The organism is Parageobacillus galactosidasius, assembly GCF_002217735.1.
In the GTDB taxonomy this organism is placed as follows: domain Bacteria; phylum Bacillota; class Bacilli; order Bacillales; family Anoxybacillaceae; genus Parageobacillus_B; species Parageobacillus_B toebii.
On sequence record NZ_NDYL01000001.1, the window covers coordinates 590,305 to 613,767 of the forward strand.

Annotated in this window: 21 protein-coding genes and 4 pseudogenes; 20 read left to right on the top strand and 5 right to left on the bottom strand. The window is 37.6% G+C overall.

What is annotated here, in order from left to right:
• Positions 1-230 precede the first annotated feature (230 nt).
• From B9L23_RS03200 to B9L23_RS03280, 16 genes and pseudogenes are all read left to right on the top strand, one after another.
• The gene (locus B9L23_RS03200; RefSeq protein WP_011230081.1) at positions 231-704 is read left to right on the top strand and encodes a PCYCGC domain-containing protein; all 474 of its coding nucleotides are present in this window, start codon (positions 231-233) and stop codon (positions 702-704) included.
• 136 nt (positions 705-840) lie between these two features.
• Positions 841-1,563, top strand: coding sequence for a ZIP family metal transporter (locus tag B9L23_RS03205; RefSeq protein WP_012749256.1), 723 nt, complete (start codon positions 841-843; stop codon positions 1,561-1,563).
• 291 nt (positions 1,564-1,854) lie between these two features.
• Positions 1,855-2,163 (top strand): ArsR/SmtB family transcription factor, encoded by a 309-nt coding sequence (locus B9L23_RS03215; RefSeq protein ID WP_011230084.1) that lies wholly within the window; start codon positions 1,855-1,857, stop codon positions 2,161-2,163.
• 14 nt (positions 2,164-2,177) lie between these two features.
• Positions 2,178-3,125, top strand: coding sequence for a cation diffusion facilitator family transporter (locus tag B9L23_RS03220; protein ID WP_011230085.1), 948 nt, complete (start codon positions 2,178-2,180; stop codon positions 3,123-3,125).
• A gap of 25 nt (positions 3,126-3,150) precedes the next feature.
• Entirely contained in the window at positions 3,151-4,197 is a 1,047-nt protein-coding gene (locus B9L23_RS03225) for a flavin-containing monooxygenase (RefSeq protein WP_011230086.1), read from the top strand.
• 345 nt (positions 4,198-4,542) lie between these two features.
• Entirely contained in the window at positions 4,543-5,874 is a 1,332-nt protein-coding gene (locus B9L23_RS03230; protein ID WP_089096867.1) for an Nramp family divalent metal transporter, read from the top strand.
• Between the two features lie 223 nt (positions 5,875-6,097).
• Positions 6,098-6,466, top strand: coding sequence for an ArsR/SmtB family transcription factor (locus B9L23_RS03235; protein WP_011230088.1), 369 nt, complete (start codon positions 6,098-6,100; stop codon positions 6,464-6,466).
• Positions 6,459-7,110 (top strand): annotated as a pseudogene (locus tag B9L23_RS03240) (cation transporter); the annotation flags it as partial. The gene B9L23_RS03235 and the pseudogene B9L23_RS03240, both read left to right, overlap by 8 nt.
• Positions 7,111-7,125: 15 nt before the next feature.
• A pseudogene (locus tag B9L23_RS03245) lies at positions 7,126-8,004 on the top strand (heavy metal translocating P-type ATPase); the annotation flags it as partial.
• A gap of 1 nt (position 8,005) precedes the next feature.
• A pseudogene (locus B9L23_RS03250) lies at positions 8,006-8,851 on the top strand (HAD-IC family P-type ATPase); the annotation flags it as partial.
• 290 nt (positions 8,852-9,141) lie between these two features.
• Entirely contained in the window at positions 9,142-10,014 is an 873-nt protein-coding gene (locus B9L23_RS03255; protein WP_089096869.1) for a helix-turn-helix domain-containing protein, read from the top strand.
• Between the two features lie 417 nt (positions 10,015-10,431).
• Complete coding sequence (locus tag B9L23_RS03260) at positions 10,432-10,779, top strand: ArsR/SmtB family transcription factor (RefSeq protein WP_089096870.1); 348 nt, start codon at positions 10,432-10,434, stop codon at positions 10,777-10,779.
• Positions 10,780-10,810: 31 nt separating this feature from the next.
• Positions 10,811-11,872, top strand: a complete 1,062-nt coding sequence (gene arsB / locus B9L23_RS03265) for an ACR3 family arsenite efflux transporter (protein ID WP_089096871.1) — start codon at positions 10,811-10,813, stop codon at positions 11,870-11,872.
• A 20-nt stretch (positions 11,873-11,892) separates the two neighbouring features.
• Positions 11,893-12,315, top strand: coding sequence for an arsenate reductase (thioredoxin) (gene arsC / locus B9L23_RS03270; RefSeq protein ID WP_011230093.1), 423 nt, complete (start codon positions 11,893-11,895; stop codon positions 12,313-12,315).
• A 148-nt stretch (positions 12,316-12,463) separates the two neighbouring features.
• Positions 12,464-12,910, top strand: coding sequence for a MarR family winged helix-turn-helix transcriptional regulator (locus tag B9L23_RS03275; RefSeq protein ID WP_089096872.1), 447 nt, complete (start codon positions 12,464-12,466; stop codon positions 12,908-12,910).
• 77 nt (positions 12,911-12,987) lie between these two features.
• Entirely contained in the window at positions 12,988-13,479 is a 492-nt protein-coding gene (locus B9L23_RS03280; RefSeq protein ID WP_089096873.1) for a GNAT family N-acetyltransferase, read from the top strand.
• 230 nt (positions 13,480-13,709) lie between these two features.
• Here B9L23_RS03280 and recJ read toward each other — a convergent pair whose 3' ends face one another.
• Genes recJ through B9L23_RS03295 form a run of 3 tightly spaced genes read right to left on the bottom strand, consistent with a single transcriptional unit; the run spans position 13,710 to position 17,228 of the window.
• Complete coding sequence (gene recJ / locus B9L23_RS03285) at positions 13,710-15,371, bottom strand: single-stranded-DNA-specific exonuclease RecJ (protein WP_089096874.1); 1,662 nt, start codon at positions 15,369-15,371, stop codon at positions 13,710-13,712.
• A 22-nt stretch (positions 15,372-15,393) separates the two neighbouring features.
• A complete protein-coding gene (locus tag B9L23_RS03290) occupies positions 15,394-15,759 on the bottom strand; it encodes a hypothetical protein (RefSeq protein WP_089096875.1) in 366 nt (121 codons plus the stop codon).
• A gap of 14 nt (positions 15,760-15,773) precedes the next feature.
• Positions 15,774-17,228, bottom strand: a complete 1,455-nt coding sequence (locus B9L23_RS03295) for a recombinase family protein (protein WP_089096876.1) — start codon at positions 17,226-17,228, stop codon at positions 15,774-15,776.
• Between the two features lie 132 nt (positions 17,229-17,360).
• On the opposite strand from B9L23_RS03295, the gene B9L23_RS03300 reads away from it, so the two are divergent.
• Positions 17,361-17,603 (top strand): hypothetical protein, encoded by a 243-nt coding sequence (locus tag B9L23_RS03300; protein WP_025038995.1) that lies wholly within the window; start codon positions 17,361-17,363, stop codon positions 17,601-17,603.
• A gap of 87 nt (positions 17,604-17,690) precedes the next feature.
• On the opposite strand, the gene B9L23_RS03305 is transcribed toward B9L23_RS03300, so the two are convergent.
• A complete protein-coding gene (locus tag B9L23_RS03305; RefSeq protein WP_013877401.1) occupies positions 17,691-18,038 on the bottom strand; it encodes a helix-turn-helix domain-containing protein in 348 nt (115 codons plus the stop codon).
• Between the two features lie 144 nt (positions 18,039-18,182).
• Between B9L23_RS03305 and B9L23_RS21330 the strand changes: the two genes are divergently transcribed.
• Genes B9L23_RS21330 through B9L23_RS03315 form a run of 3 tightly spaced genes read left to right on the top strand, consistent with a single transcriptional unit; the run spans position 18,183 to position 21,375 of the window.
• A complete protein-coding gene (locus tag B9L23_RS21330) occupies positions 18,183-18,314 on the top strand; it encodes a hypothetical protein (RefSeq protein WP_013877400.1) in 132 nt (43 codons plus the stop codon).
• A 50-nt stretch (positions 18,315-18,364) separates the two neighbouring features.
• On the top strand, positions 18,365-19,804 hold the full coding sequence (locus B9L23_RS03310; protein ID WP_013877399.1) for a recombinase family protein: 1,440 nt from the start codon (positions 18,365-18,367) through the stop codon (positions 19,802-19,804).
• On the top strand, positions 19,801-21,375 hold the full coding sequence (locus B9L23_RS03315) for a recombinase family protein (RefSeq protein ID WP_013877398.1): 1,575 nt from the start codon (positions 19,801-19,803) through the stop codon (positions 21,373-21,375). Before B9L23_RS03310 ends, B9L23_RS03315 begins: the two co-directional genes overlap by 4 nt.
• A gap of 33 nt (positions 21,376-21,408) precedes the next feature.
• Here the strand turns inward: B9L23_RS03315 and B9L23_RS03320 are convergent.
• Positions 21,409-22,943 (bottom strand): annotated as a pseudogene (locus B9L23_RS03320) (IS1182 family transposase).
• Between the last annotated feature and the right edge of the window lie 520 nt (positions 22,944-23,463).

A 23,463-nucleotide genomic window follows, 5' to 3' on the forward strand; every position in this document is an offset into this window, starting at 1 on the left:
AAACTAGTCCCCTATCCATTCCAAATCCATTTCAGAGATACCCTATCTATCTTGCATTACACAAAATTCTTGACGGTACCTATTATAACTGATCATATTATAGTTGACTAATATAATATGTTGATTTAGCTTTATAAATTGACAATATTTTGAACAATTTATTATTACGCTGAATATGTCCACCCCTTATGATATATTAGTCATGTCTAATGTTATAAGAGGTGACAAGGATGAAATATAAGGGAATGATTGTTTTACTTCTGCTCACTTTGATCATTTCGGCTTGCAGTTCCAATAAAGAACAATCACATCAAGAGCATTCTTCCAATGGGGATTTGCAAGAAAAAACTGCTTCTGCTGACGTTTTACCGACCTTTTTGAAAGGTCAAAGTGAAGAGGTCCGCTTGGTATATCAAGCTGCTGGCAAATCAATAGAGTTGTTACAATGGATTCCTTGTTATTGCGGTTGTGCCGAGAGTGCGGGACATAAAAGTAGTATGAATTGCTTTGTCAAAAAAATCAATAAAGATGGTTCTGTTGTCTGGGATGACCACGGTACTCGTTGTGGTGTTTGCTTACAAATCGCAGCGGAATCCATTAAAATGAAACAAGAAGGTAAGTCTATAAAGGAAATTCGCCATTACATTGATGAAAAGTACAAAGAAGGTTACGCAAAACCAACTAAAACTCCAATGCCTTTATAATAAACAAACCTCACTTTTCCGAAAACGAAGGCTTTACAATCCTCCCACGGTGGAGGATTTTTTGTTTTCTTAAGGCATATTTTATAAGTTTGGCAGATATAAAAGTAAAGACAACTTAGTACAAGGGGGATGATGGATGAACTCACTTTGGCTTTTAGGGTTTTCTGCTTCTGCTATTGGAATGTTATCTGGCGGAGTGATTGCTTGGTTGTTTAAAGGCTGGCAAAAAGGAACGCCAACCATTTTTTCAGTATGTAGTGGTATGATATTTGGACTGGTCACGATGGAAATTTTGCCTGAAAGCATAGAAATTGGAGGTTGGTTTATTGCTATTGTCGGATTGATTTTTGGTTATTTTATTTATAAGCATCTAGAAAAGGTTTCCCATCATGTGATCATTATTACCAATGACGCTAAAAAAGACTTATTTGTACATTCTGGTCTATTTTTAACATTCAGTATTGCCCTACACAATTTTCCAACAGGCATCGCACTTGGAGCCAATACTCACGATTCATTGACTAAACCAATGATGACTGCGATTATGCTTCACAATATTCCAGAAGGTATTGCTGTTTTTACTCCCTTGCTGATGGCTGGGTTTGGAATTCTCAGCATCATACTTGGGGCAACCATAGCCTCCGCCCCCATAGGAGTTGGAGCATTCATCGGAAGCAATTACGGAATGGGGGTTCCTTGGTTAGTAGCAATGATTATCGCATTGGCGATGGGGGTAATGCTTTCCGTGACGGGAAAAGAAATTTTTGGAACAGCTTTACGCGCATCTACCAAAATATACTGTGTTATCATGGCTATAATCGGTTTTATATTGGTTTCATTTTACTTGTTTTTTCTGTAAAAAACTTGAGGATAACGTCATACGGGAACTTGAAGAAGAATTTACAAAAGATGTGCTGATATTCGAAAGGACAGCTCACTGCTGTCCTTTTTATACCCTTAAATCGCCATGTTGCAAGTCCGATTTTTCCACCTGAACGGTTGTCATCATCCTCCTTCCATTCATTATGAGCTAAATAACCCATTTTCATGAAAAAACATTTCCTAAACTTGACAAAAAAATGAATATAAAATATGATACATACATATGAACATATGCTCATATATAATAAATAAAGTGAGGGGAATCATCATGAAGATGGAAGACCATTCTTTCTTAAAATCTGAAACCATTGAAAATGTATCGCGAATATTTAAGGTATTAGCCGATCCAACACGAATCAAAATTCTTTATTTGTTATCGCAAGAAGAGTGCAATGTCAATCACATTGCAGAAGTGTTGGAAATGTCTCAATCAGCCGTTTCCCATCAACTTAGTATGTTACGAAATCTGAGACTGGTTAAGTATCGCCGTGAAGGAAAAACACTGTTTTACTCCTGCGATGACGAACATGTTATTTCATTATTAAAACAAGCCATTGACCATTCTGAACATCATTAAGGAGGTATTTTATCATGCATCATCATCACCACCATCATTCTCACGACCACCATGGTCATCACCATCACCACGGACATCACCATGATCACAGTAGAGAAGGAAATAAAAAAGGGCTTACAATTGCCCTTCTCATTACCGCTGGAATTATGTTGTTAGAGTTTTTCGGAGGTTTAATCACAAACAGCCTAGCCCTTCTTTCTGACTCTGGTCATATGCTTAGTGATGCTAGTTCACTTGTTCTTAGCTTAGTGGCAATTTGGTTTGCCACCAAACCAGCTTCCCCCAATAAAACGTATGGCTTTTATCGTTTTGAAATCTTAGCCGCTTTGTTTAATGGAGTTACCTTGTTTGTTATCGCTGGATTTATTATTTGGGAAGCAATTGAACGTTTTTACAATCCTCCAACCGTGGCTAGCGGCTCTATGATGCTGATTGCGTCCATTGGACTTTTTGCCAATCTTTTAAGTGCCTGGGCGTTAATGAAAAAAGGGGATGTAAAAAATAATGTCAATCTGCGTAGTGCCTATCTTCATGTGATCGGTGACGCTTTGGGTTCCGTAGGTGCTATCATCGCTGGGCTTGTCATGTGGCTCTTTAGTTGGTATGTCGCTGACCCCATTATTTCCATTTTGGTTGCCTTATTAATCTTGAAAGGCGCTTGGGGAGTGATTAAACATACGGTTCACATTTTGATGGAAGGAACGCCAATTACCATTGACCAAAATGAAGTGAAAAAAGCCTTAGAAAGTATTGAAGGAGTGATTAACGTTCACGACCTTCATATTTGGACAATTACTTCAGGGTTAGACTCATTAAGTTGCCATATTTTGATTGAAGATCATCAAGACAGCCAAAAGGTTTTACAAGAAGCGATCCATTTTATTGAGGACCACTTTAAAATTCAGCATGCAACCATTCAAATTGAAACCTCTCAAATCCATCACGGGGAAATGAAAGTTTAATCCTTTTCAGAAGAGAGGTGATAAAATGCAACACATCGTTGATGTTCTGGTTATCGGTGCTAGTCAGGCAGGACTAGCGATGGGATATTATCTGAAACAAAATAATATATTGTTTGCCATTGTTGGCAAGGAAAATCGAATCGGAGATGTTTGGAGAAACCGATATGATTCCTTAGTTCTTTTTACTCCTCGCTGGTTCAGTTCTTTGCCAGGAATGGCTTTAAAGGGTGACCCGAACGGATATCCAACCAAGGATGAAATTGCCGATTATTTAGAGGATTATGCTCAAAAATTTGAATTACCTATTCATCTGAACACAGAAGTCATTTCCCTTCAAAAAGAAGATGAGATTTTTAAAGTTACAACCAATAATGGTAATTATGTGGCAGAGAAAGTGGTTGTAGCAACGGGTCCTTTCCAAAAGCCATACATTCCACCATTTGCAGAAAGCTTATCCGATAAAGTGTATCAAGTGCATACATCCCGTTATTTGAATCCATCTCAATTACAAGAAGGCTCTGTTTTGGTAGTCGGTGCGGGAAATTCAGGGGCACAAATTGCTGTTGAATTGTCCGAAGACAGAGAAGTTTATTTATCTGTAGGTCATAAAATGAAGTTCTTTCCACTTGAAATAATGGGTAAAAGTATTTTCTGGTGGTTTAAAAAATTAGGTTTATTAAATGTCCATATCAACAGCTCGTTAGGTCAGTTTATCAGTAAGCAAAGTGACCCTATTTTCGGTAAAGAACTGAAACATTTAATACAAGAAGGCAAAATTAAAATTAAACCCAGAACAGAAAGTATTTTAGGAGATGTTATTTCTTTTGCAGATAACAGTCAAATTCAAGTTCAAAATGTCATTTGGGCAACTGGATTTTATTCTGATTACAGTTGGATTCAAATTCCGAATGTTTTAGACCATAGAGGAAAGCCCATTCACCAAAGAGGGGTAACTTCTGTGAAAGGATTGTACTTCTTGGGATTGCCGTGGCAGTATCGAAGGGGATCTGCTCTTATTGGAGGAGTGGGTGCCGATGCAGAGTATTTGATAAATGATATTTTAAACCATTGAAGGTGCTTGCAATGTTGTGGTTAGAACTTTTTATAGCCCTTCTAAGCTTAGCGTAAGTGGGAGAGTATTCATTCAAACATAAGCTTCAAATATCATTAAATGGTTTGAACAAGGTCAGTACCTTGTTCAATATTTTAGCGATCTTAAACTAACAAACGATAAAAGTTTCCATTGACTAAAAAAGTTTCTGATGTACAATTTATTTAGGCAACATTTTCTTTGCTCTTACATATATCTAATTCTAAGTTGTAGGAGCAAATTTTTTTACCCCAAAAGTTTCCTTAATGCAAAATATTTAGCGAAAACCAATCATGAGGTGATCATCATGAGTGAAAATATAAAAAACTGCCGTTAGTCGTTGAGGAAGGTTGGAGAAAGAAACGGACACAACCAACATTGCCCGAAGTATATAGAAGTTTGCGTATACCAAAAACGGGTTCTTGGATGAAAAAGTTTCTTGCGTTTGCTGGACCAGGATACTTAGTTGCCGTGGGGTATATGGACCCGGGAAACTGGGCGACTGATATCGCAGGAGGTTCCCAGTTCGGATACACGTTGCTTTCCGTTATTTTGCTTTCCAATTTAATGGCAATATTGCTTCAAGCATTGGCTGGCAAGTTGGGAATTGTAACGGGAAGGGATTTAGCCCAAGCTTGTCGCGACCATTACAGCAAGCCTGTAGCAATGATCTTATGGGTTTTATGCGAGTTGGCAATCGCAGCTTGTGATCTAGCCGAAGTGATCGGTTCGGCAATCGCTTTGAAATTGTTGTTTGGCATTCCGTTAATATATGGAGTGATTATTACAGCTCTGGATGTACTGGTCGTATTGCTATTACAGAATAAAGGGTTTCGTTATATTGAAACGTTGGTAATTGTTTTAATTCTAACCATTGGTGCTTGCTTTGTGACTGAAATCTTTCTTTCTAAGCCAGATGTAGGTGGCATATTGAAGGGATTTGTTCCAAGCCCAGAGATTATTAACAATCCATCCATGCTCTATATTGCAATCGGTATTTTAGGTGCAACCGTAATGCCTCATAATCTTTATCTGCATTCTTCCATTGTGCAGACACGTCAATACGAACAAACCAGCTCGGGTAAACGACAAGCGATCAAATATGCCACTTGGGATTCAACCATTGCACTCTTTTTCGCTTTATTTATTAATGCATCTATCCTTATTGTTTCTGCTGCTACATTCCATAAAGCAGGAATGAAAGATGTTGCGGAGATTGAAGATGCTTATCACTTGCTTGCTCCACTGCTTGGAACAACACTTGGAAGTATTTTATTTGGAGTTGCTTTGTTGGCTTCTGGTCAAAACTCCACATTAACAGGAACCTTAGCTGGTCAAATTGTGATGGAAGGTTTTCTAAACATTCGCCTTCCTGCTTGGTTAAGAAGGCTGATCACTCGATTGATTGCCATTGTCCCAGCCGTTGTTGTAACTGCTCTTTATGGCGAAAGCGGAACGGCTCAATTACTTATTTTGAGCCAAGTTATTCTTTCTTTACAGCTCTCTTTCGCGGTAGTGCCTCTCGTTCAATTCACTAGCGATAAAAAGAAAATGGGCGAGTTCGCAAATCCATTATGGTTGAAAGTTCTTGCTTGGATGGTAGCGATGGTGATTATCAGCTTAAACGCATATTTATTGTTCCAAACATTCTTTGGTTAAGAAATAGTAAACCTCATTATCTTTTTGCGGATAATGAGGTTTATTGTTTTTAGCTAATAGAATTTTTTGATGTAGCTAATTAAATGAAATGCCTGGTAAATATTAGGTTGATTTTTTACATCCAATTCTTTTTTGTTTTTCATTCAAATAAATGTTTGAATAATAAAAGAAATGAGGTATAATATATTCAAACGGAAATTTGAATATGAAAGGGGGATAATGAATGAGTAAGAAAGATACATGTGAAATTTATTGTTATGACGAAGAAAAAGTCAATCGAATACAAGGGGAATTGCAAAAAGAAGATATATCCAGTGTTGTCCTGTTGTTTAAAGCACTGGCAGATGAAAATAGGGCAAAAATTGCCTATTCACTTTGCCAAGATGAAGAGTTATGTGTATGTGATATTGCCAATATCATTGGGGCTTCTGTTGCAACCACTTCCCATCATTTACGGACTCTTTATAAACAAGGGATTGTAAAGTATCGAAAAGAAGGAAAGCTAGCATTTTATTCGCTGGATGATGACCATATTAAGCAGTTAATCATGATTGCGTTAGCACATGATAAAGAGGTGAAAGTCCGTGTCTGAACAACAAGCAAAATTATCTAAATCAGAAGCGAAAACCTACCGTGTTCAAGGATTTACTTGTGCAAACTGTGCGGCAAAGTTTGAAAATAATGTAAAATCATTGCCAGGTGTTCAAGATGCTAAAGTAAACTTTGGAGCATCTAAAATTACCGTTTGGGGTACAACAACCATCGAAGAATTAGAAAAAGCAGGAGCTTTTGAAAACTTAAAGGTTCGGGAAGATAAAGAAAAAGCAGTCAAGCGTGAACCTTTTTGGAAGCAAAAAGAGAACATTAAAGTGTATATTTCCGCCGTTTTGCTTGTGATCAGTTGGTTTTTAGGGAAGCAATACGGAGAAGAGCATATCTTTGCGACAATTGGATATGCTGCAGCAATTTTAATCGGTGGATATTCGTTATTTATAAAAGGTTTCAAAAACCTAGTTCGATTGAATTTTGATATGAATACGCTGATGACAGTGGCGATTTTAGGAGCTGCAGCGATTGGTGAATGGGGAGAAGGTGCAACGGTTGTTATTCTATTCGCCATTAGCGAAGCCTTAGAGCGTTATTCCATGGATAAAGCTCGTCAATCCATTGAATCGTTGATGGATATTGCTCCAAAAGAAGCATTAATTCGTCGCGGAAATGAAGAAATGATGGTCCCTGTTGACGATATTCGAAGCCTTAGAGCGTTATTCCATGGATAAAGCTCGTCAATCCATTGAATCGTTGATGGATATTGCTCCAAAAGAAGCATTAATTCGTCGCGGAAATGAAGAAATGATGGTCCCTGTTGACGATATTCAAGTCGGAGATATTATGATCGTAAAGCCTGGTCAGAAATTAGCGATGGATGGAATCGTCATCAAGGGTACATCTACGCTAAATCAGGCTGCCATTACGGGAGAAAGTGTTCCAGTAACCAAAACAGTCGGTGATGAAGTCTTTGCAGGAACATTGAATGAAGAAGGGTTATTGGAAGTAAAAGTTACAAAACGAGTGGAAGATACAACTCTTTCGAAAATCATCCATTTAGTGGAAGAAGCTCAAGCAGAACGAGCACCTTCTCAAGCGTTTGTAGATCGTTTTGCCAAATACTATACACCAGCCATTATCATTTTTGCTCTTTTACTAGCCGTTATTCCTCCATTATTTATGGGTGCTGATTGGAGCGAATGGATTTATCGAGGTCTAGCTGTATTAGTGGTTGGTTGTCCGTGTGCGTTGGTTATTTCCACGCCTGTTTCGATTGTAACTGCCATTGGAAATGCAGCGAAAAACGGTGTGTTAATTAAAGGTGGTATTTATTTAGAGGAAGCAGGAAACTTAAAAGTGATTGCTTTTGATAAAACAGGAACATTAACAAAAGGTATTCCTTCCGTCACCGATGTAGTCACTTATAATGGCAATGAAAATGAACTAATGACCATTACAGCAGCCATTGAAAAAGGCTCACAACATCCACTTGCTTCCGCCATTATAAGAAAAGCAGAAGAAGATGGATTGAATTTTAATGATGTATCGGTTGAAGAATTCCAATCCATTACAGGTAAAGGTTACAGCAGCCATTGAAAAAGGCTCACAACATCCACTTGCTTCCGCCATTATAAGAAAAGCAGAAGAAGATGGATTGAATTTTAATGATGTATCGGTTGAAGAATTCCAATCCATTACAGGTAAAGGGGTCAAAGCCAAAGTAAATAACGCAATGTATTATGTCGGAAGTCCAGGTCTTTTTGAAGAACTTCTTCCAAATGGCATCCAATCAGAAATAAAAGAACAAATTACAACCCTTCAAATACAAGGGAAAACGGTCATGGCATTAGGAACGGAAAAAGAAATTCTGGCGTTAATTGCCGTGGCAGACGAAATAAGAGAATCATCCAAAGAGGTTATTCGAAAACTTCATCAAGTCGGTATTGAAAAAACGGTGATGCTGACGGGAGATAACCAAAGAACAGCCGAAGCCATCGGAAAACAAGTCGGTGTTTCCGATATTAAAGCCGATTTACTTCCAGAAGATAAACTGAATTTCATCAAAGAGCTTCGCGACAAGTATCGAAGTGTTGCGATGGTTGGAGATGGTGTGAACGATGCACCAGCTCTTGCAGCTTCAACCGTTGGTGTGGCAATGGGTGGTGCTGGAACCGATACAGCCCTTGAAACAGCCGATATTGCTTTAATGTCTGATGATTTAAGTAAATTGCCATATACGATTAAATTGAGCCGCAAGGCTTTAGCAATTATTAAGCAAAACATTACCTTCTCTTTGGGCATTAAGGTGCTGGCGTTATTGTTAATTGTACCTGGTTGGTTAACGTTATGGTTAGCGATATTTGCGGATATGGGAGCAACATTAATCGTAACATTAAACAGCATGCGATTGCTAAATGTGAAAGAATAATGCAATAGTTGAAGAAGACACACAAAAAGACCGAATTTATTTCGGTCTTTTTGTGTGGTTTAAAAATCAACATTGAAATTTAACAAAGCCCTGATTAAAAACAGTCAAAACTAACAAAACAAATGACCTAAATTTTAGAGATCTTAATTAATTAAATGGGATTTTAATAAAAATGCTTGGCGCTTAAAGCCAAGCATTTCTTATTTTCCTAAAATTACTTAGGTAATGTCATAGGTATAACATTACCAACATATTTTTATTTTAAATAATTTCGAGTGGGGGAGAAGGGGATGGAAGTATATAATGTTCACCAAGCACTAAAAATACTTCAGGAATATTACATTACTGACTCAATCCAAATGGTTACTCGTTGGATCAGAGAAGGAAAGATTAAAGCAGAACGTTCGGCAAACCGAAAGGAGGGTTGGCGAATTCATCACGATGATTTATTCGAGTTTATTGAAGAACAGAGACCAGGTTTGCCTGAAGTAATGGGAGTTTATGAATGGTATGTAGAAAACTCTTTTTCAATGTTGGCGAATGACCATCGTGAAAAGCATAATAAATTGGATTCTGAAGAAGTTAAAGGTGATAGCACTTACCAGGAAGAATTAATGAAACAGCTCATGGAGGAGAAGAATCAATTAGAAAATCAACTCATTAATATGCAGGATGAGTTGAACTTGGTTTACGAGCAAATCACTGAATTAACGGTTAAAGTTCAAAAACTGGAAGAAGAAAATGCTTTTTTAATGGGTTTATATGAGCAAATGGATGAGATGTATCAAGAATTAATAAAGAAAAATCAACAAGAAAGTAGTAATGAAACACCAAAAACAATGGAACGCAAATTAGAGAAAGTTATGTCTACTGAAGATTTTAAAAAGATTTTTAAAGAAGTGATCAATAAATACGAAGGTGGAACAGTAAACTTCATGCAGCAAGAAAATGAACTAATCAACGAAATATATACGTTGTTTTTCAATGAAGATGGAGAGTTAAAAAATGAGGTTATTTATGATGATGAAGAATATCGTTGTCCATTGACTAAGAAGAAGTATAAAAATTTAAGATCCATGCTCAAAAACGCGATCCGAACCAAATTAAAACAAACTCTGAATCCAGTTGACGGAACAGTGTTAGCTAACGACTCGAGTCGTTAGTCTTTTTTACTTATCAAATAAATAAGGATTTGAAATGGAGTTAACAAACGAACCGAAACAAATAAAAGAAATTTATGACGAGGAGGAGAATCTCTCGTTCTGAAGAATAACAACAAATGGAGACGAGATAAGGCAAGTTTACTTCCGACTTTCACATTTTCGTTTGAATTGTAAAGATTATGTTAAAATCGTTTTTTTCTCTTGTTTTATATAAGTATGTAATTATATGCTTATTAAAGGGAGGAGTAAGTATGGTTATACTACCATATCCATGTCGTGGATATGAAGATGTAACATTATTTATTTAGTGTGAGATAAACAAAATTGCAAATAAAGACATTTAGGAGTATCATATTTCATTTTCGTTCATATATAAGTAAATAGCTATATAATTATACAAGAATAGGAGGTGTTCCCATGCCAAAAACAGTAGTGGAAATAGAAAAAGCCTCACACGCTTTAAAGTTACTTGGTGATAAAACACGTTTAACGATCATGGCAATTTTAAAACAACGTGAGTGTTGTGTATGTGAGCTTCTTGAAGTGTTTGACATGAGTCAGCCGGCGATTAGTCAGCATCTTCGCAAGTTAAAAGATGCAGGATTAGTAAAAGAGGATAAGAGGGGACAGTGGATTTATTATTCCCTCAATTCACGAAGTGAGTTATATGATTTTATCCAAGATATTCTGCAACACGTTCCAGATCAAACAGAGAATATTCGTAAGATTGAGGAAAACAACCCTACGCTCCGTTGTGGTTGTTAACCTACTAATTTAAATTATTAGGGGGGAAAAAATGAATAATACGGGGAAAAAACGTCTATCGTTTTTGGATCGATACCTCACGCTTTGGATTTTCCTTGCTATGGCAGCAGGAATTGGCTTAGGTTTCGTCTTTCCGGGCTTTGTAGACGGAATGAACAGTTTGCAGGTAGGGACCACATCAATTCCAATTGCGATTGGCTTAATTTTAATGATGTATCCTCCGTTAGCAAAAGTTCGTTATGAGGAGATTGGGCGCGTCTTTAAAGATGTGAAAGTATTAGTGTTATCGCTCGTACAAAACTGGATTATTGGACCGATTCTTATGTTTTTGTTGGCGATCATATTCTTACCGGATAAACCGGAATACATGGTCGGACTCATCATGATCGGTCTGGCACGTTGTATTGCGATGGTGATTGTCTGGAATGATTTAGCGAAAGGAGACAGGGAGTACGCAGCTGGATTGGTGGCGTTTAACTCTGTATTCCAAATGCTATTTTACTCTGTTTATGCGTATGTGTTTGTGACGATCATTCCAGAATGGTTAGGACTAGAAGGTGCTGTCGTTAATATTACAATGATGGAAGTCGCTAAGTCGGTGTTCATTTACTTAGGAATTCCGTTTCTTGGCGGAATGTTGACGCGCTTTTTGTTGGTAAAAGCAAAGGACAGACAATGGTATGAAAAAGTATTTATTCCAAAAATCAGCCCGATTACATTGATTTCTTTGTTGTTTACGATTATCGTCATGTTCTCTTTAAAAGGAGACGTCATTGTAAGCTTGCCGTTGGATGTAGTGAGAGTTGCCATTCCATTGTTGATTTACTTTGTGTTGATGTTCTTCGTTTCCTTCTTCTTAGGGAGGAAATTTGGAGCGAGCTACCCTGTAACCACAACACTTGCCTTTACAGCCGGCAGTAATAACTTTGAGTTAGCGATTGCCGTAGCTGTTGGCGTGTTTGGGATCCATTCTGGTGCAGCATTTGCAGCTGTTATTGGACCACTGGTGGAAGTGCCTGTCATGATTGCGTTAGTCAACGTGGCACTATGGTTTCAACGAAAATACTTTAAAACAGAATCAGTATCATACTAACAACAGAGGTGGAAGGAAACATGAAAAACAAAAAGATCATTTACTTCTTATGCACAGGTAACTCTTGCCGCAGCCAAATGGCAGAAGGATGGGCAAAAAAATATCTTGGCGATGAGTGGGAAGTGTACAGCGCCGGTATTGAAGCGCATGGACTAAATCCAAACGCGGTAAAAGTCATGAAAGAAGTAGGAATTGATATTTCGAACCAGACATCGGATATCATTGATCCGGAAATTTTAAATAAAGCGGATTTGGTAGTAACATTATGTGGTCATGCAGCGGACCATTGTCCAGTAACCCCACCAAATGTGAAACGTGTTCATTGGGGATTTGATGATCCGGCAAAGGCGGAAGGAACGGAGGAGGAAAAATTAGCTGTATTCCGTCGTGTTCGCGATGAAATCGGCGCGCGCATCAAAAAATTTGCTGAAACAGGCGAATAAGACTGAATGACAGCCGAGAAGAATCTTCTCGGCTGATTTTACAGGAGGGGAAATCATGATAAAAATTGGTGAAATTTTATTCTATTTTCTAAATTAAAAAGTTGCAATATGCAAATAATGTGATATAAATAATTATAGAGGTGAAAAAATGGAAAACATTAGAGAGTTGTTTCAAGTGATGACACGTCGTTTTGGATTGCTAAATAAAAATTGCTGTTCGATTGATGATGTAGATATTTCTCTCGTTCAAAGCCATATTCTTTATGAAATTGACAAAAGAGAATATCCCTCCATGCAACAAGTGGCTGAAGTATTGGGAATGGATATTACCACGTTCAGTAGACAGATTCAAAATTTAGTGAAAAAGGGATTAGTAAAAAAAACGCCACTCCCTGAAGATCGAAGGGTATACACGTTATCGTTAACCACCGAGGGAAAGTTTATCGCAACAACCATTGATCGAGAAATAAATCGATATCTAGAAGAAGTGTTTTCACATATGACGGAGTTTGAGAAAGAAACAGTGATTCGTTCGATTAAATTGTTGAATGAGTGTATGGCAAAATCAAGTGTATGTTGTAAACCGTTATTTTGAGGCAAGTATATCTAGGCTTGCCTGTTTGTTAAACATATAGTTGTAATTTGCAAATAAAATAAGGAGGGATTTTTCATATGAACATTCGTAGCTTTCGCAAAGAGGATTGGGTGCAAGTGAAGGAAATTTACGAGCAAGGAATTGCGACAGGACAAGCAACGTTTGAAACGACAGCACCATCGTTTGAAAAATGGAAATCGACCATTGCCGCAAATTTATGTTTGGTCGCTGAAAACGAAGAAGGCATTCAAGGCTGGTGTAAGATAAGTAAAGTATCGGATCGCTGCGTGTATGAAGGGGTGGGAGAGGTGAGTGTGTATGTTCGAGATGTGAGTCGAGGAAAAGGAGTGGGAAAAAAACTTCTACAAGTTATGATCAAAGAATCCGAGGCAAAAGGATTTTGGACATTAACAGCAGGGATTTTCCCGGAAAACATACCAAGTTTACGTTTACATCAAAGTGTTGGATTTCGTGAAGTCGGCATACGACAACGTATAGGAAAGTTAAATGGGGTATGGCGTGATGTGGTATTGCTTGAGCGCCGCAGTCCAGTTGTAGGTATAGATTGATCATGACTTTTAGATTTATGTAATCACTTTGTATATAAAAAAGTGGCAGATTATTCTTGGATTCATAGCGAACCAAAATAAATCTGCCACTAAAATTAGATCCAAATACAATTGTGCCATTTCCATATACCATTCTGTCAATGTACAGCCCCTCGTTGTGGGTTATGTCCTCCTCTGCAAAAAACAATATATTTTGTTAATTGTATTTAACTTTTTCCAAGGCTCTTTTGTTATTGTATGAAACGAAGATCATGAATTAAAAAATCTTTTTTCATCGGACAGTTAGGAGTGTAAAGAAATTCAGCTAACGATTGTTGTTGGAGTTTGTTTGCCATTGCTCCTTTAAAGAAGGCAATGGCTTCTTTATCATTTGTTGTTAATTTTAAATGTTCCTTGTTTTTCCCGAATACTTGGAATTGCTTGATTGCCAGCGGTGAGCAATAAAACAACGGCTTTGGAAATGACATTCCGAATGGTTCTAAAACTCTTAAGTCAGCAAAAAGATGCATAGGGAACTGATGTAAGGGAATTGTACTAATATATTTTAATTTTGGATTTAGTGGCGGTTCGTCTAAGGCTGCTAGTTGAATCGCTTCTTTAAAAGCATGGATATGATCGAAATCGGGTTTAATCGAAAAACCAGCAGCGGCTCGATGACCACCGTATTTGGTTAAGAAATGGGAGCATTTCTTAATCACATTAATGATGGAAAAATCCGTCGCATTTACACTTCTGGCAGAACCGGCTCCTGTCAAGGAAATCACAATCGCTGGCTTTTTGAATTTATTTGCTATTTTTGCGGCAATGAGACCGATAATTCCGCTGTGAAAATCATCGCAAACGACAATAACATTTTGTTTGTACCATTGGTTTTGAATAATTTGTTCCTCAATACGTTGGAATTGTTCTTTTGTCATTTGTTGCCGCTTTTTATTTAAAGTAATTAATGAATAAAGATCGGCTTTTGCACATAAAGGGTTGACTAGGATATCGACAGCTTCGTTTGGATCTCCAATTCGTCCGGACGAGTTAAAAATGGGTCCAATTTGAAAGCTAATGGTGGAACTATCGACATATTTAATTCGTAACATCTCAAAGAGTTTTTTTAATACAGGGGTTGGTGTATAGTTCATTTTCTGCAATCCAAGTTTACAAATAATACGATTTTCTCCTTTAAGAGGCATTAAATCCGCAATCGTACCTAACGTCGCAAACTCAATAAATTCGTAAACATGTTTATCCCAAGCAATTTTTCCTGCCATAAACAGTGCCTGTACGACTTTTAAAGCGACTCCTGCACCGGATAGATGCGGAAACGGATAGGTGTTGTCATGCCGCTTTGGATTAATAAATGCATGACAATCCGGATGCGGACCTAAAACTTCGTGATGATCCGTAACAATGACATCCATTCCTTTTCTTTTTGCCACTTCCATTGCAGGATGGGCACTTGATCCATTGTCTACTGTAATAATTAAAGAGACATCTTCCGGAACTTTTTCCATTGCTTTCGGTGACAAACCGTAACCTTCGCTACGAAGTGGCAATCGATACTGGACATCTGCTTTAAATTTCTTTAAAGCTTTGTACAGGATAGCCGTTGCTGTCATTCCATCTACATCATAATCACCATAAATCAGAATTTTTTCTTTTTGTATCAAAGATTTAATAATGCGTATAATCGCTTTTTTCATGTCATTCATGAGAAATGGATCATGAAAATCATCTATAGTCGGAAATAAGAATCGTGATGCTTTTTCGCAATTGTCGATGCCGTGAATAAACAAGTGGTGCATCAGTACCGGTTCGATATCAAACTGTCTTGCCATATAGGTGATCAAAGCTTTATTTGGATGTTTTTCTAGTGGTGTATCAAACGGTACCCAATCCATACTTACCGTCCTCTCGTTGGTGTCATTTGTAAAACCAAGCATATCTTTTGGCTTGAAAAATGTTTAATGTTTGAAAAAATCGGTCGGATGGGATGTTTTTTGTTCCGTAGTATTCTTGGTAAAAGCGCAAAAGGTACTCCAGAGGACGGTTATATGTTAAATACTCTCTGTAAAGGTCGATTGGTATTGGGAATGCGTTTTCGTATTCAATTCCTCCTTTTGACAACACAAAATACAACTCAAATGGCGTGTCGATTTCAAGCGAACTCATTACTTCTTTATAAAAAATGACACCCGAATTTTTGTAAGAGATCAGTTCTTTTTTTAGATGAAGCAGATTCTGAAATTGATTAGTATCGAGCAATTGGCGTAAGGTGATCGGTTTCATGCTGTCAACTCCATTTACTGAATGTTTAATACGATTTCAATATCCTTTTCATCAAGTAAAATCACTTTTTCAACAATCGTTTTAATTAATGATTTTGCTTCGGGGACTGGTAAAACATCGATTGCATCGATCACATTGTTTATTTTTTCTTTCACCATTGCCTCAAGCTTTTTTACATCCACTGAGGAAGCATTTTCCGCTTTTTGAGCTTCTGCAATGATTTGTTCCATCCGCTTTTTTTCTTCATTTAAATCCTCTAATTCAATGAGTCCTGCCGTGTATGCTTCCACTTTTCGTTTATAACGATTTTTGGCAGCTCGAATTTTTTGCTCGATTGTACTCTCTTCGTTTTCAGCAGCCCTTTGAATAAGATGAGGAATCATTTGAGAGTTAATTGAATCAGCTAACTTTAATAATCCATGTTTAAACCATGATTCCACATCGTCAGCTCGGTACTGTTTGCTTGTACACGTTCCTTTGTTTTTGTTAGCAGAACAACGATAAACGCGATAGCGATTTTTTGCTGAACCTGACCAACCAATGCTCATTCCTGAACCACATCTGCCGCATTTTAATAGTCCACCAAGCAAATGGGGACTTGTTTGTGCTCGAGGTGCCATTTGTTTTTTATTTACTCTTTTTTGTACTTGTTCCCATGTAGCTTGATCAATAATAGCTGGACAAGCATCTTCAAGGACAACCCAATCAGTGTCATCTTTTTTTACCCGCTTCGATTTGCTGGAATCCATGCGGTTCCAAACCAGGGTTCCTTTATATACGGGATTGGTAAGCATTAGTTTAATAGCACGAATCGACCATTCTTTTTTCTGACGAGAAGGTATTCCTTCTTCATTTAGCTTTTTAGCAATCGCATAGTAACCGAGCCCTTTATTAAGGTACCAATCATAAACGTTTCGAACGATTTGTGCTTCCGGTTCATAAATAACTAATTCTTTATTCTGTAGTCGATAGCCATAAGGGCTTTGTGTTAACCATTTTCCTTGTCTGGCTGCGTGCAGCATGTTTTCAAAAACACGTTCCCGAATTCGTTCCCGTTCAAACTCGGCAACCGCACCCAGGACTTGAAGTGTAAGACGTCCGGACGGAGTATTGGTGTCAAACGATTCACTAATTGAAATAAATGAAACGTTATATTCTTGGAACGTATCAATTAATTTCAAAAGATCCAATAATCGCCTGCTCAAGCGGTCCAATTTCGTGACTAATATTTTTGAAATCGTACCTTTTTTTACTTCCTGTAATAAACGGTTTAACTCCGGACGATTAAGATTTTTAGCAGAATAACCGTCATCTATAAAAAGTAGTGGTTCCTCATTCCAACCCATTGCCCGGCAGTAAGCTTTTAACCGTTCTTGTTGTTCATCGAGCGAAACCCCTTCCCGAGCTTGTTCGTCCGTAGAAACGCGGCAATATAAAGCAATCGATCTTTCTTGAAAAGTGTCTTTCATACAGATTGCCTCCAACTCTGTTTGTCCCATATCCCATATATATGTTTGGGTGAACCAAACAATGAGTTTGACCGATTTGCAGGGTTGTCCCACCTCATTTTCTGCATATGTATGAGCAAAGGGGGAATACCGATGGAAGATGTGAAAGTTCGCTTTTCCGTAAATAGCAGTTTAGGAAAATTTTCATTTGACGACATCCACGATCTTCATAGCCACCCCGTTGCTCAAATGATCCAAGAAAAAATGGTTGCATGGGAACAGAAGTTTAAGGGAAGTGCGATTCATCACCTATTGCATAAAGAAATCGGTCAGGAACAAGCAAAACAGATTCAAGTTGCCTTCCAACAAAAAGAGAGCCAACCGGTCGATGGTTAGGCTCTCCTTTTTTGTTAATTTTATTCATAATTATAAACGTATGTTTATTATGATGAATAAAATTACCAAAATTTGTTCATCATAAAATTAGCGAGTGGAGTTTTCATTCAAAAACAAATGAACTCCTCGCTCCAGTGTGGAAAGGAGGTAGTCGGCGACTTCAGGGTGCTTTTGTTCTAATTCCTTTAGTTGTTGCATGACATGCTGGATCCGAATATCGAATTCGCTATCACTGGAATGCGTTGTTTCAACAGGAAGGAGTGAGAGTTCTTCTTGAAGTTTTTCGAGAAGTGAAAGCTGAATGGTGTCTGTTTTACCCGTTTCTAGGTTGCTGAGATAAGCGGGAGAAACATTTAAACGTTCAGCGAAGGCATTTAAACTGATTCCTTTTTGTTTTCGTAATGTACGAATACGTTGACCAATATGCTCAAGCATCAAAAGTACCTCCCACGTTCTTTTCTTTTTGGGTGTCAACTTCATGGATAAAGGTGTACAAGAAATTCTTCCTTACTAAATTCAATGAATGGAATGAAGATTCCTTTTTTAAATTTCAATCGATGTATGAAAGGATGGCAATAAATGAAAAAGAAAAAATGCCAAGTAGTTTCCATTCAATATGTCCACGATCCAGAAGCGGCAAATAAATGGATGGAACTCTACATGGAAATGGTAAAGAAAAGCATACTGAACGGAAGAAATTCTAAAAGTTAATTTTTTCTCATAGGAATTGTCCTAGAAAGAAGTGATAAGGAGGTGACTTGATGAGAACAGTGGCATATTATCGGAGTTCAACTTCTCTTCAAGAAGGCTCCGTTACAACTCAACAACGACACATTCGTGAATATGCACTAAAGAACCATATTTTGATCGATGAAGAGTACGAAGACGAGTTTGTTTCAGCCAGGAAAAAGTTAATGAAAGAACGTCCTGGACTTCAGCGGATGCTAACGGATATTCGGAAGGGATTGATTAACCATATATTGGTTTATAAACGTGATCGTTTGGCAAGGAATCTAGAAGAACATATGGAGCTTTATCAATTATTTAAAAAACATAATATACAGGTGACATTTGTTGCAGAAAATGAACCTCCGATGAGATTTGACGTAATGGGAGAACTATTTGAATTATTCATTGGCGTCATGAATCAAAGAGAGGGACAACAAATTAATGAACGGATAAGGGATACAAAAATAACGAATTTTCAATCTGGAAAATCGATCGGAAAATTACCTTATGGATACAAGACAGATCCGGAAAAGACGCAAATTATTCGAATCGAGGAAGAACTTCATATTGTAAAAACGATCTTTTCTGAATGGCTCACAGAAAAATATAAAAATACAAATGAATTGCGGAAATATCTTAAAAGTCGAGGAATAAAAAGACGTGGGAAGGATTGGACTGCCCAAAGAATTGAAGAAGTTCTTACGCAGCCGATGTACATGGGGTTACGGATTAAAAATTTTGGTGGCATTAAAGCTCATCGTTCTGTAAAAGATTTAGCGATTATTACTTCGGAACAATTTGATAAAGCTAAGGAGCTATTGGAAAAATCCAAAACTCCAAAAGCAAAGTCAAAAAAGTTTGATTACCTTCTAACAGGATTCATTTTTTGTAACAAGTGCGGTTCCCCTTTAGTGGAGAAAGTGCGGCAAAAACATGGTGCTCCGTATGCAACGTACGAATGTAAAGAGCACAAAGAAATCATCGAACAAATCGATGTCGAAAATAAAGTGATTTTAAAAACGATGGAATTTTTTAATGTATTGTTAAAATCAAATTTCAAGGATTTATATACAAGATATGCAAAAAGAAACATTCAACAATTAAATCTTCTGATAAAAGAACTTGATCGTGAATTAAAGTCACTGGAAGACAAACTGATTCGGGAAACCAATAGATATCTTGTGCAAGAGACAAAAAAGAAGGAAGAAACCATTATCATGTTGCAGCAACAAATTAACGAATGCAAAAACAGGAAGCTAGAGGCTGAACTGCAAAAAATTCAGTATCAAAAAGTAGATGAGGATTCAAATACGTTAAAAATGCAATTACGAAAAGAAGTATTTGAAAAACTGAATTTTACTGAAAAACAGGTGCTACTAAAAGACTTAATTCGTGAAATCCTTGCTGACGCACAAGTGATAAAAATTGTTTTTAAGCATCCATTTTTAGAGATTAGTGAGGTGGAAATTTGAATCTACAGGAATTTTTGAAAAAGCCGGGGCTTAAAGCTGCGTTTTATGGACGTTATTCAAGTGAAGATCAGGATATTAAAACGCAAAGAGCAGTATGCCAGGAATTTGCTAAGGAGTACGGAATCGAAATTGTTCGTGAATATTTAGATGAAAGCATTTCTGCATTTAAAAAAACAATGGATAAACGTAAAAATTTGAATCTTATGAGAGAGGATGCAAAAAAGGGGCATTTTGATTGCGTTTTAGTTTATAAAGGAGATCGTTTAGCAAGACGGATTGATCAACATTTAAAAATATGGAGTGAGTTTCGCCAGCTGAATGTCCCCATTATACTCACTCATTCTCGAATGCTTTACACAACGGATGACATACAAACATTAGTCGTTGAGATGGGCATGAGTTCATTCGAATCAGAAAATAACAGTATTCGTACCCGGGATTATTATATTGCACACACCAAAATGGGCAAATGGCTTGGCGGTACACTACCATACGGCTACCGTTACGAGGATGCAGAAGATGGAGAAAAGAAAATTGTTCAAAATGCTTTAGAAATTGAAAAGGTAAAGCAAATTTTTCGCTTGTATATCAAGGGATATGGGTTTGAAAGCATAGCCAAGCAGATGGATAAACAATATCCCGAAGATCGGTGGATTAAAGAAAAGATAAAATCGATTATTACGAATCCGTTTTACGCTGGATTTACAACCAGTCAGCGGATAAAAACAGGATCGGGAAATTCATTGCGCCCGAGAAAAGAATGGGTGATGGGAAAGTGTGAAAAAATCCCCCCTGCCATAACGGAAGAGATATGGAACTTGTGTATGGATTTGTATGAACGTAAAAAAGAAGGGCTATACGACTCCAAAAAATTTACGACTTGTTTTTTATTTCGGGACGTTCTGTTTTGTAAGACTTGTAACGTACCGTTAAAAGGGAAAAATTATATGTCAGGAAAGAAGAGAAAAGATGGAACAAGATATGGAGACAGAAAATATATATGTCCAAACTGCAAATATAAATGGAGTGAGAAAGAAATTGATGAATTTTTAGTCCAAGATATTCTTGCGGGATTACATTATAAAAATTTTGCCTATAAAAAAGAAGATGTTCATCGGAATGAAGTTTTAACAAGAATGGAGAAGGATATTGCGAAAATAAAAAACACGATTAGCAATTACGAAAAGGAACTTCAAAAATTCCATGAACAATTAAATTTGGTTGATGCAAAGCAAAAACAACTGATGGAGGAAAATAATGAGCCGACTGAATTGCAGAGAGCGTTGGTTCAGTATCGAATCAGCATTCGAAATAGAATGACGGAATTGGAAAAAGAAATTGAAAAGAAACAAAAAGAAATAAATACAATGGAAAAGACATACGCTGATTTCGAAAATTGGAAAGATAAGATAACGGGGTTATTTTCATTCGAGTATAATTTTAATCAAACAGAGTTTCGCCGCTTAATACTGTTGTTGTTTCAGAAAATCGAGGTGGATCAGGATTATCAATTTAACTATATCGCAAGGGTTGATTTAAATGAACGCGGTACGATTCAATTGGGATTTTAAATCTTTAAACAAGGGGATTCCGTTGTAACGTGCTCACTTGCGGGAGAGAAAATCCAAAATAACAAACCAATTAGAAGACCAATTCGCAATAGGAATTGGTCTCAGACTGTTGACAAAATGGGTTTCAGACATTCGTCTGAAACCCATTTTGTTCCATAAATAGACTATGTTTTCAAAAAAAGTGGGTAGGATGGGAAGCCATGCAAAGGAAAAGAAAGGGCGGTGCTTCGCCTTCCATAGGTAATTCGCCAGTTTTTTTAAATTCATGGCAGCACAAACAAGCATCGCCTGCGCCTCATTTTTTTCCAATCCCCGGTAATGCGTCCAGCGCAGACCATGCTTCTCTTTCATATCGGCGAAATCCCGTTCAATCGTCTCTTTTCGGAGGGCATAGAGTTCCCGGTATTCCGGAACATACCGCAAATGCTCTGCTTCTTCATAGTAGTCCTGCCATACGTGGCGAGTGACTACTTTGGTGTAGCTCTTGCTTTGCGTGCACTGATGAAGATACGGACAGCTTCGGCACACCGCCGGGTCCGATTTGTATTCCCGGTACCCTTCCCGATTCGTAGTAGAGTAAGATAGAACTTGATCATTGGGGCATAGATAACAATCAAAATATTCGTCATACACAAAATCTGATTTCCGAAAGAATCCATCTTTTGTTTTCGGGCGAGTGTACGGCCAAATCGGCTTTACCCCTTGTTCGAGTAAATACTTGGCAATGGCAGGAGTTTTATATCCTGCGTCTACACACACGGCTTCCGGACATGATTGGATTTCCCGTTTCACTCGTTCGAACAGCACAAAAAACGCTTGACTGTCATGGACGTTGGCTGCCGTCACGTAGGTCTGTAGAATCCATCCGTTGCGATCACAAGCTGTATGATACGAATAGGCAAACACTCGCTCCCGTTCATTTTTCACCAACAGTCCGCTCTCCGGATCCGTTTTGCTTACTTTTACTTCCCGTTTTTTTTTTTCTCAGATGGCAACGGCGATTTTCCATGAGCGATCCGATCCCGTTCGATTTCTTTTTCGAGTTCCTGTTGGTAGGCTTTGGCTTCGACTTCTGCCATTTCCGTTGTAAACTTCTTTTTATTGGCGCTTGCTTTGACATGTGTGGAGTCTACGTACAAGACACTCGAATCTACCAATCCGTGTTCAAAGGCTTCTTTTAAAATCCGTGAAAAAATTTGATGGAATACATCCGTTCCAGCGAAACGACGCGCATAGTTTTTACTTGGCGTCGAGTGATGAGGAACGGGATCATGAAGACTAAGTCCTAAAAACCAACGGTAGGCGACGTTGGTTCGGATTTGTTCGACGGTTTCACGCATGGAGCGAATCCCAAATACATACTGAATCAAATACATTTTAAACAACATCACTGGATCAATGCTCGGACGTCCATGATCAGGAGAGTAGAGATCTTTCACCACATCATAGATAAAAGAAAAATCAATGGCCGCATCCAGCTTTCTTACCAAGTGATCCTCTGGAACCAGATCATCCAGTTTCACCGTGGTTTCGGTATAGCGCCCATCTTCTTGGTGTGGCCGAAGCATCGTTCCTTTCCTCCATTTCTCCCTCGTCTTACCTTCATAATAAAAAAGCTTGTCGACTTTGTCGACAAGCTGAGACCAATTCGCAATAGGAATTGGTCTTTTTATTTTCGTTGATATTAAACATTTTTGCTGTTTTGGTGTATAAAATCGCAAATCAATTCGCATACGAATGAACAACATGATAATCATGATTGTCATTGAAAAAATTGATGTGTTAAAATCATTGCTAATTTATATGTTAAATTTTGGTAATAGGTATTATTTGCTTAAGATAAATCATCCCGTTATAACGATAGGATGATTTTTTTGAAGGTTATTCTAAAAGAGGGTTGTTATAGAAAAATAAATATACCATAAAGGAAAATTCTGATAATCATGGTAAAATGTATTTACAAATAAGTTTTAAGGAGTGAAACGAATGATCCTTATTTCCATCATTATTGTTATAGGGTGTATCATAGCGGGATATCGTCTTTGGAAAACACATCGAACATTATCGTTTATCTCATTTGGTTTTTTA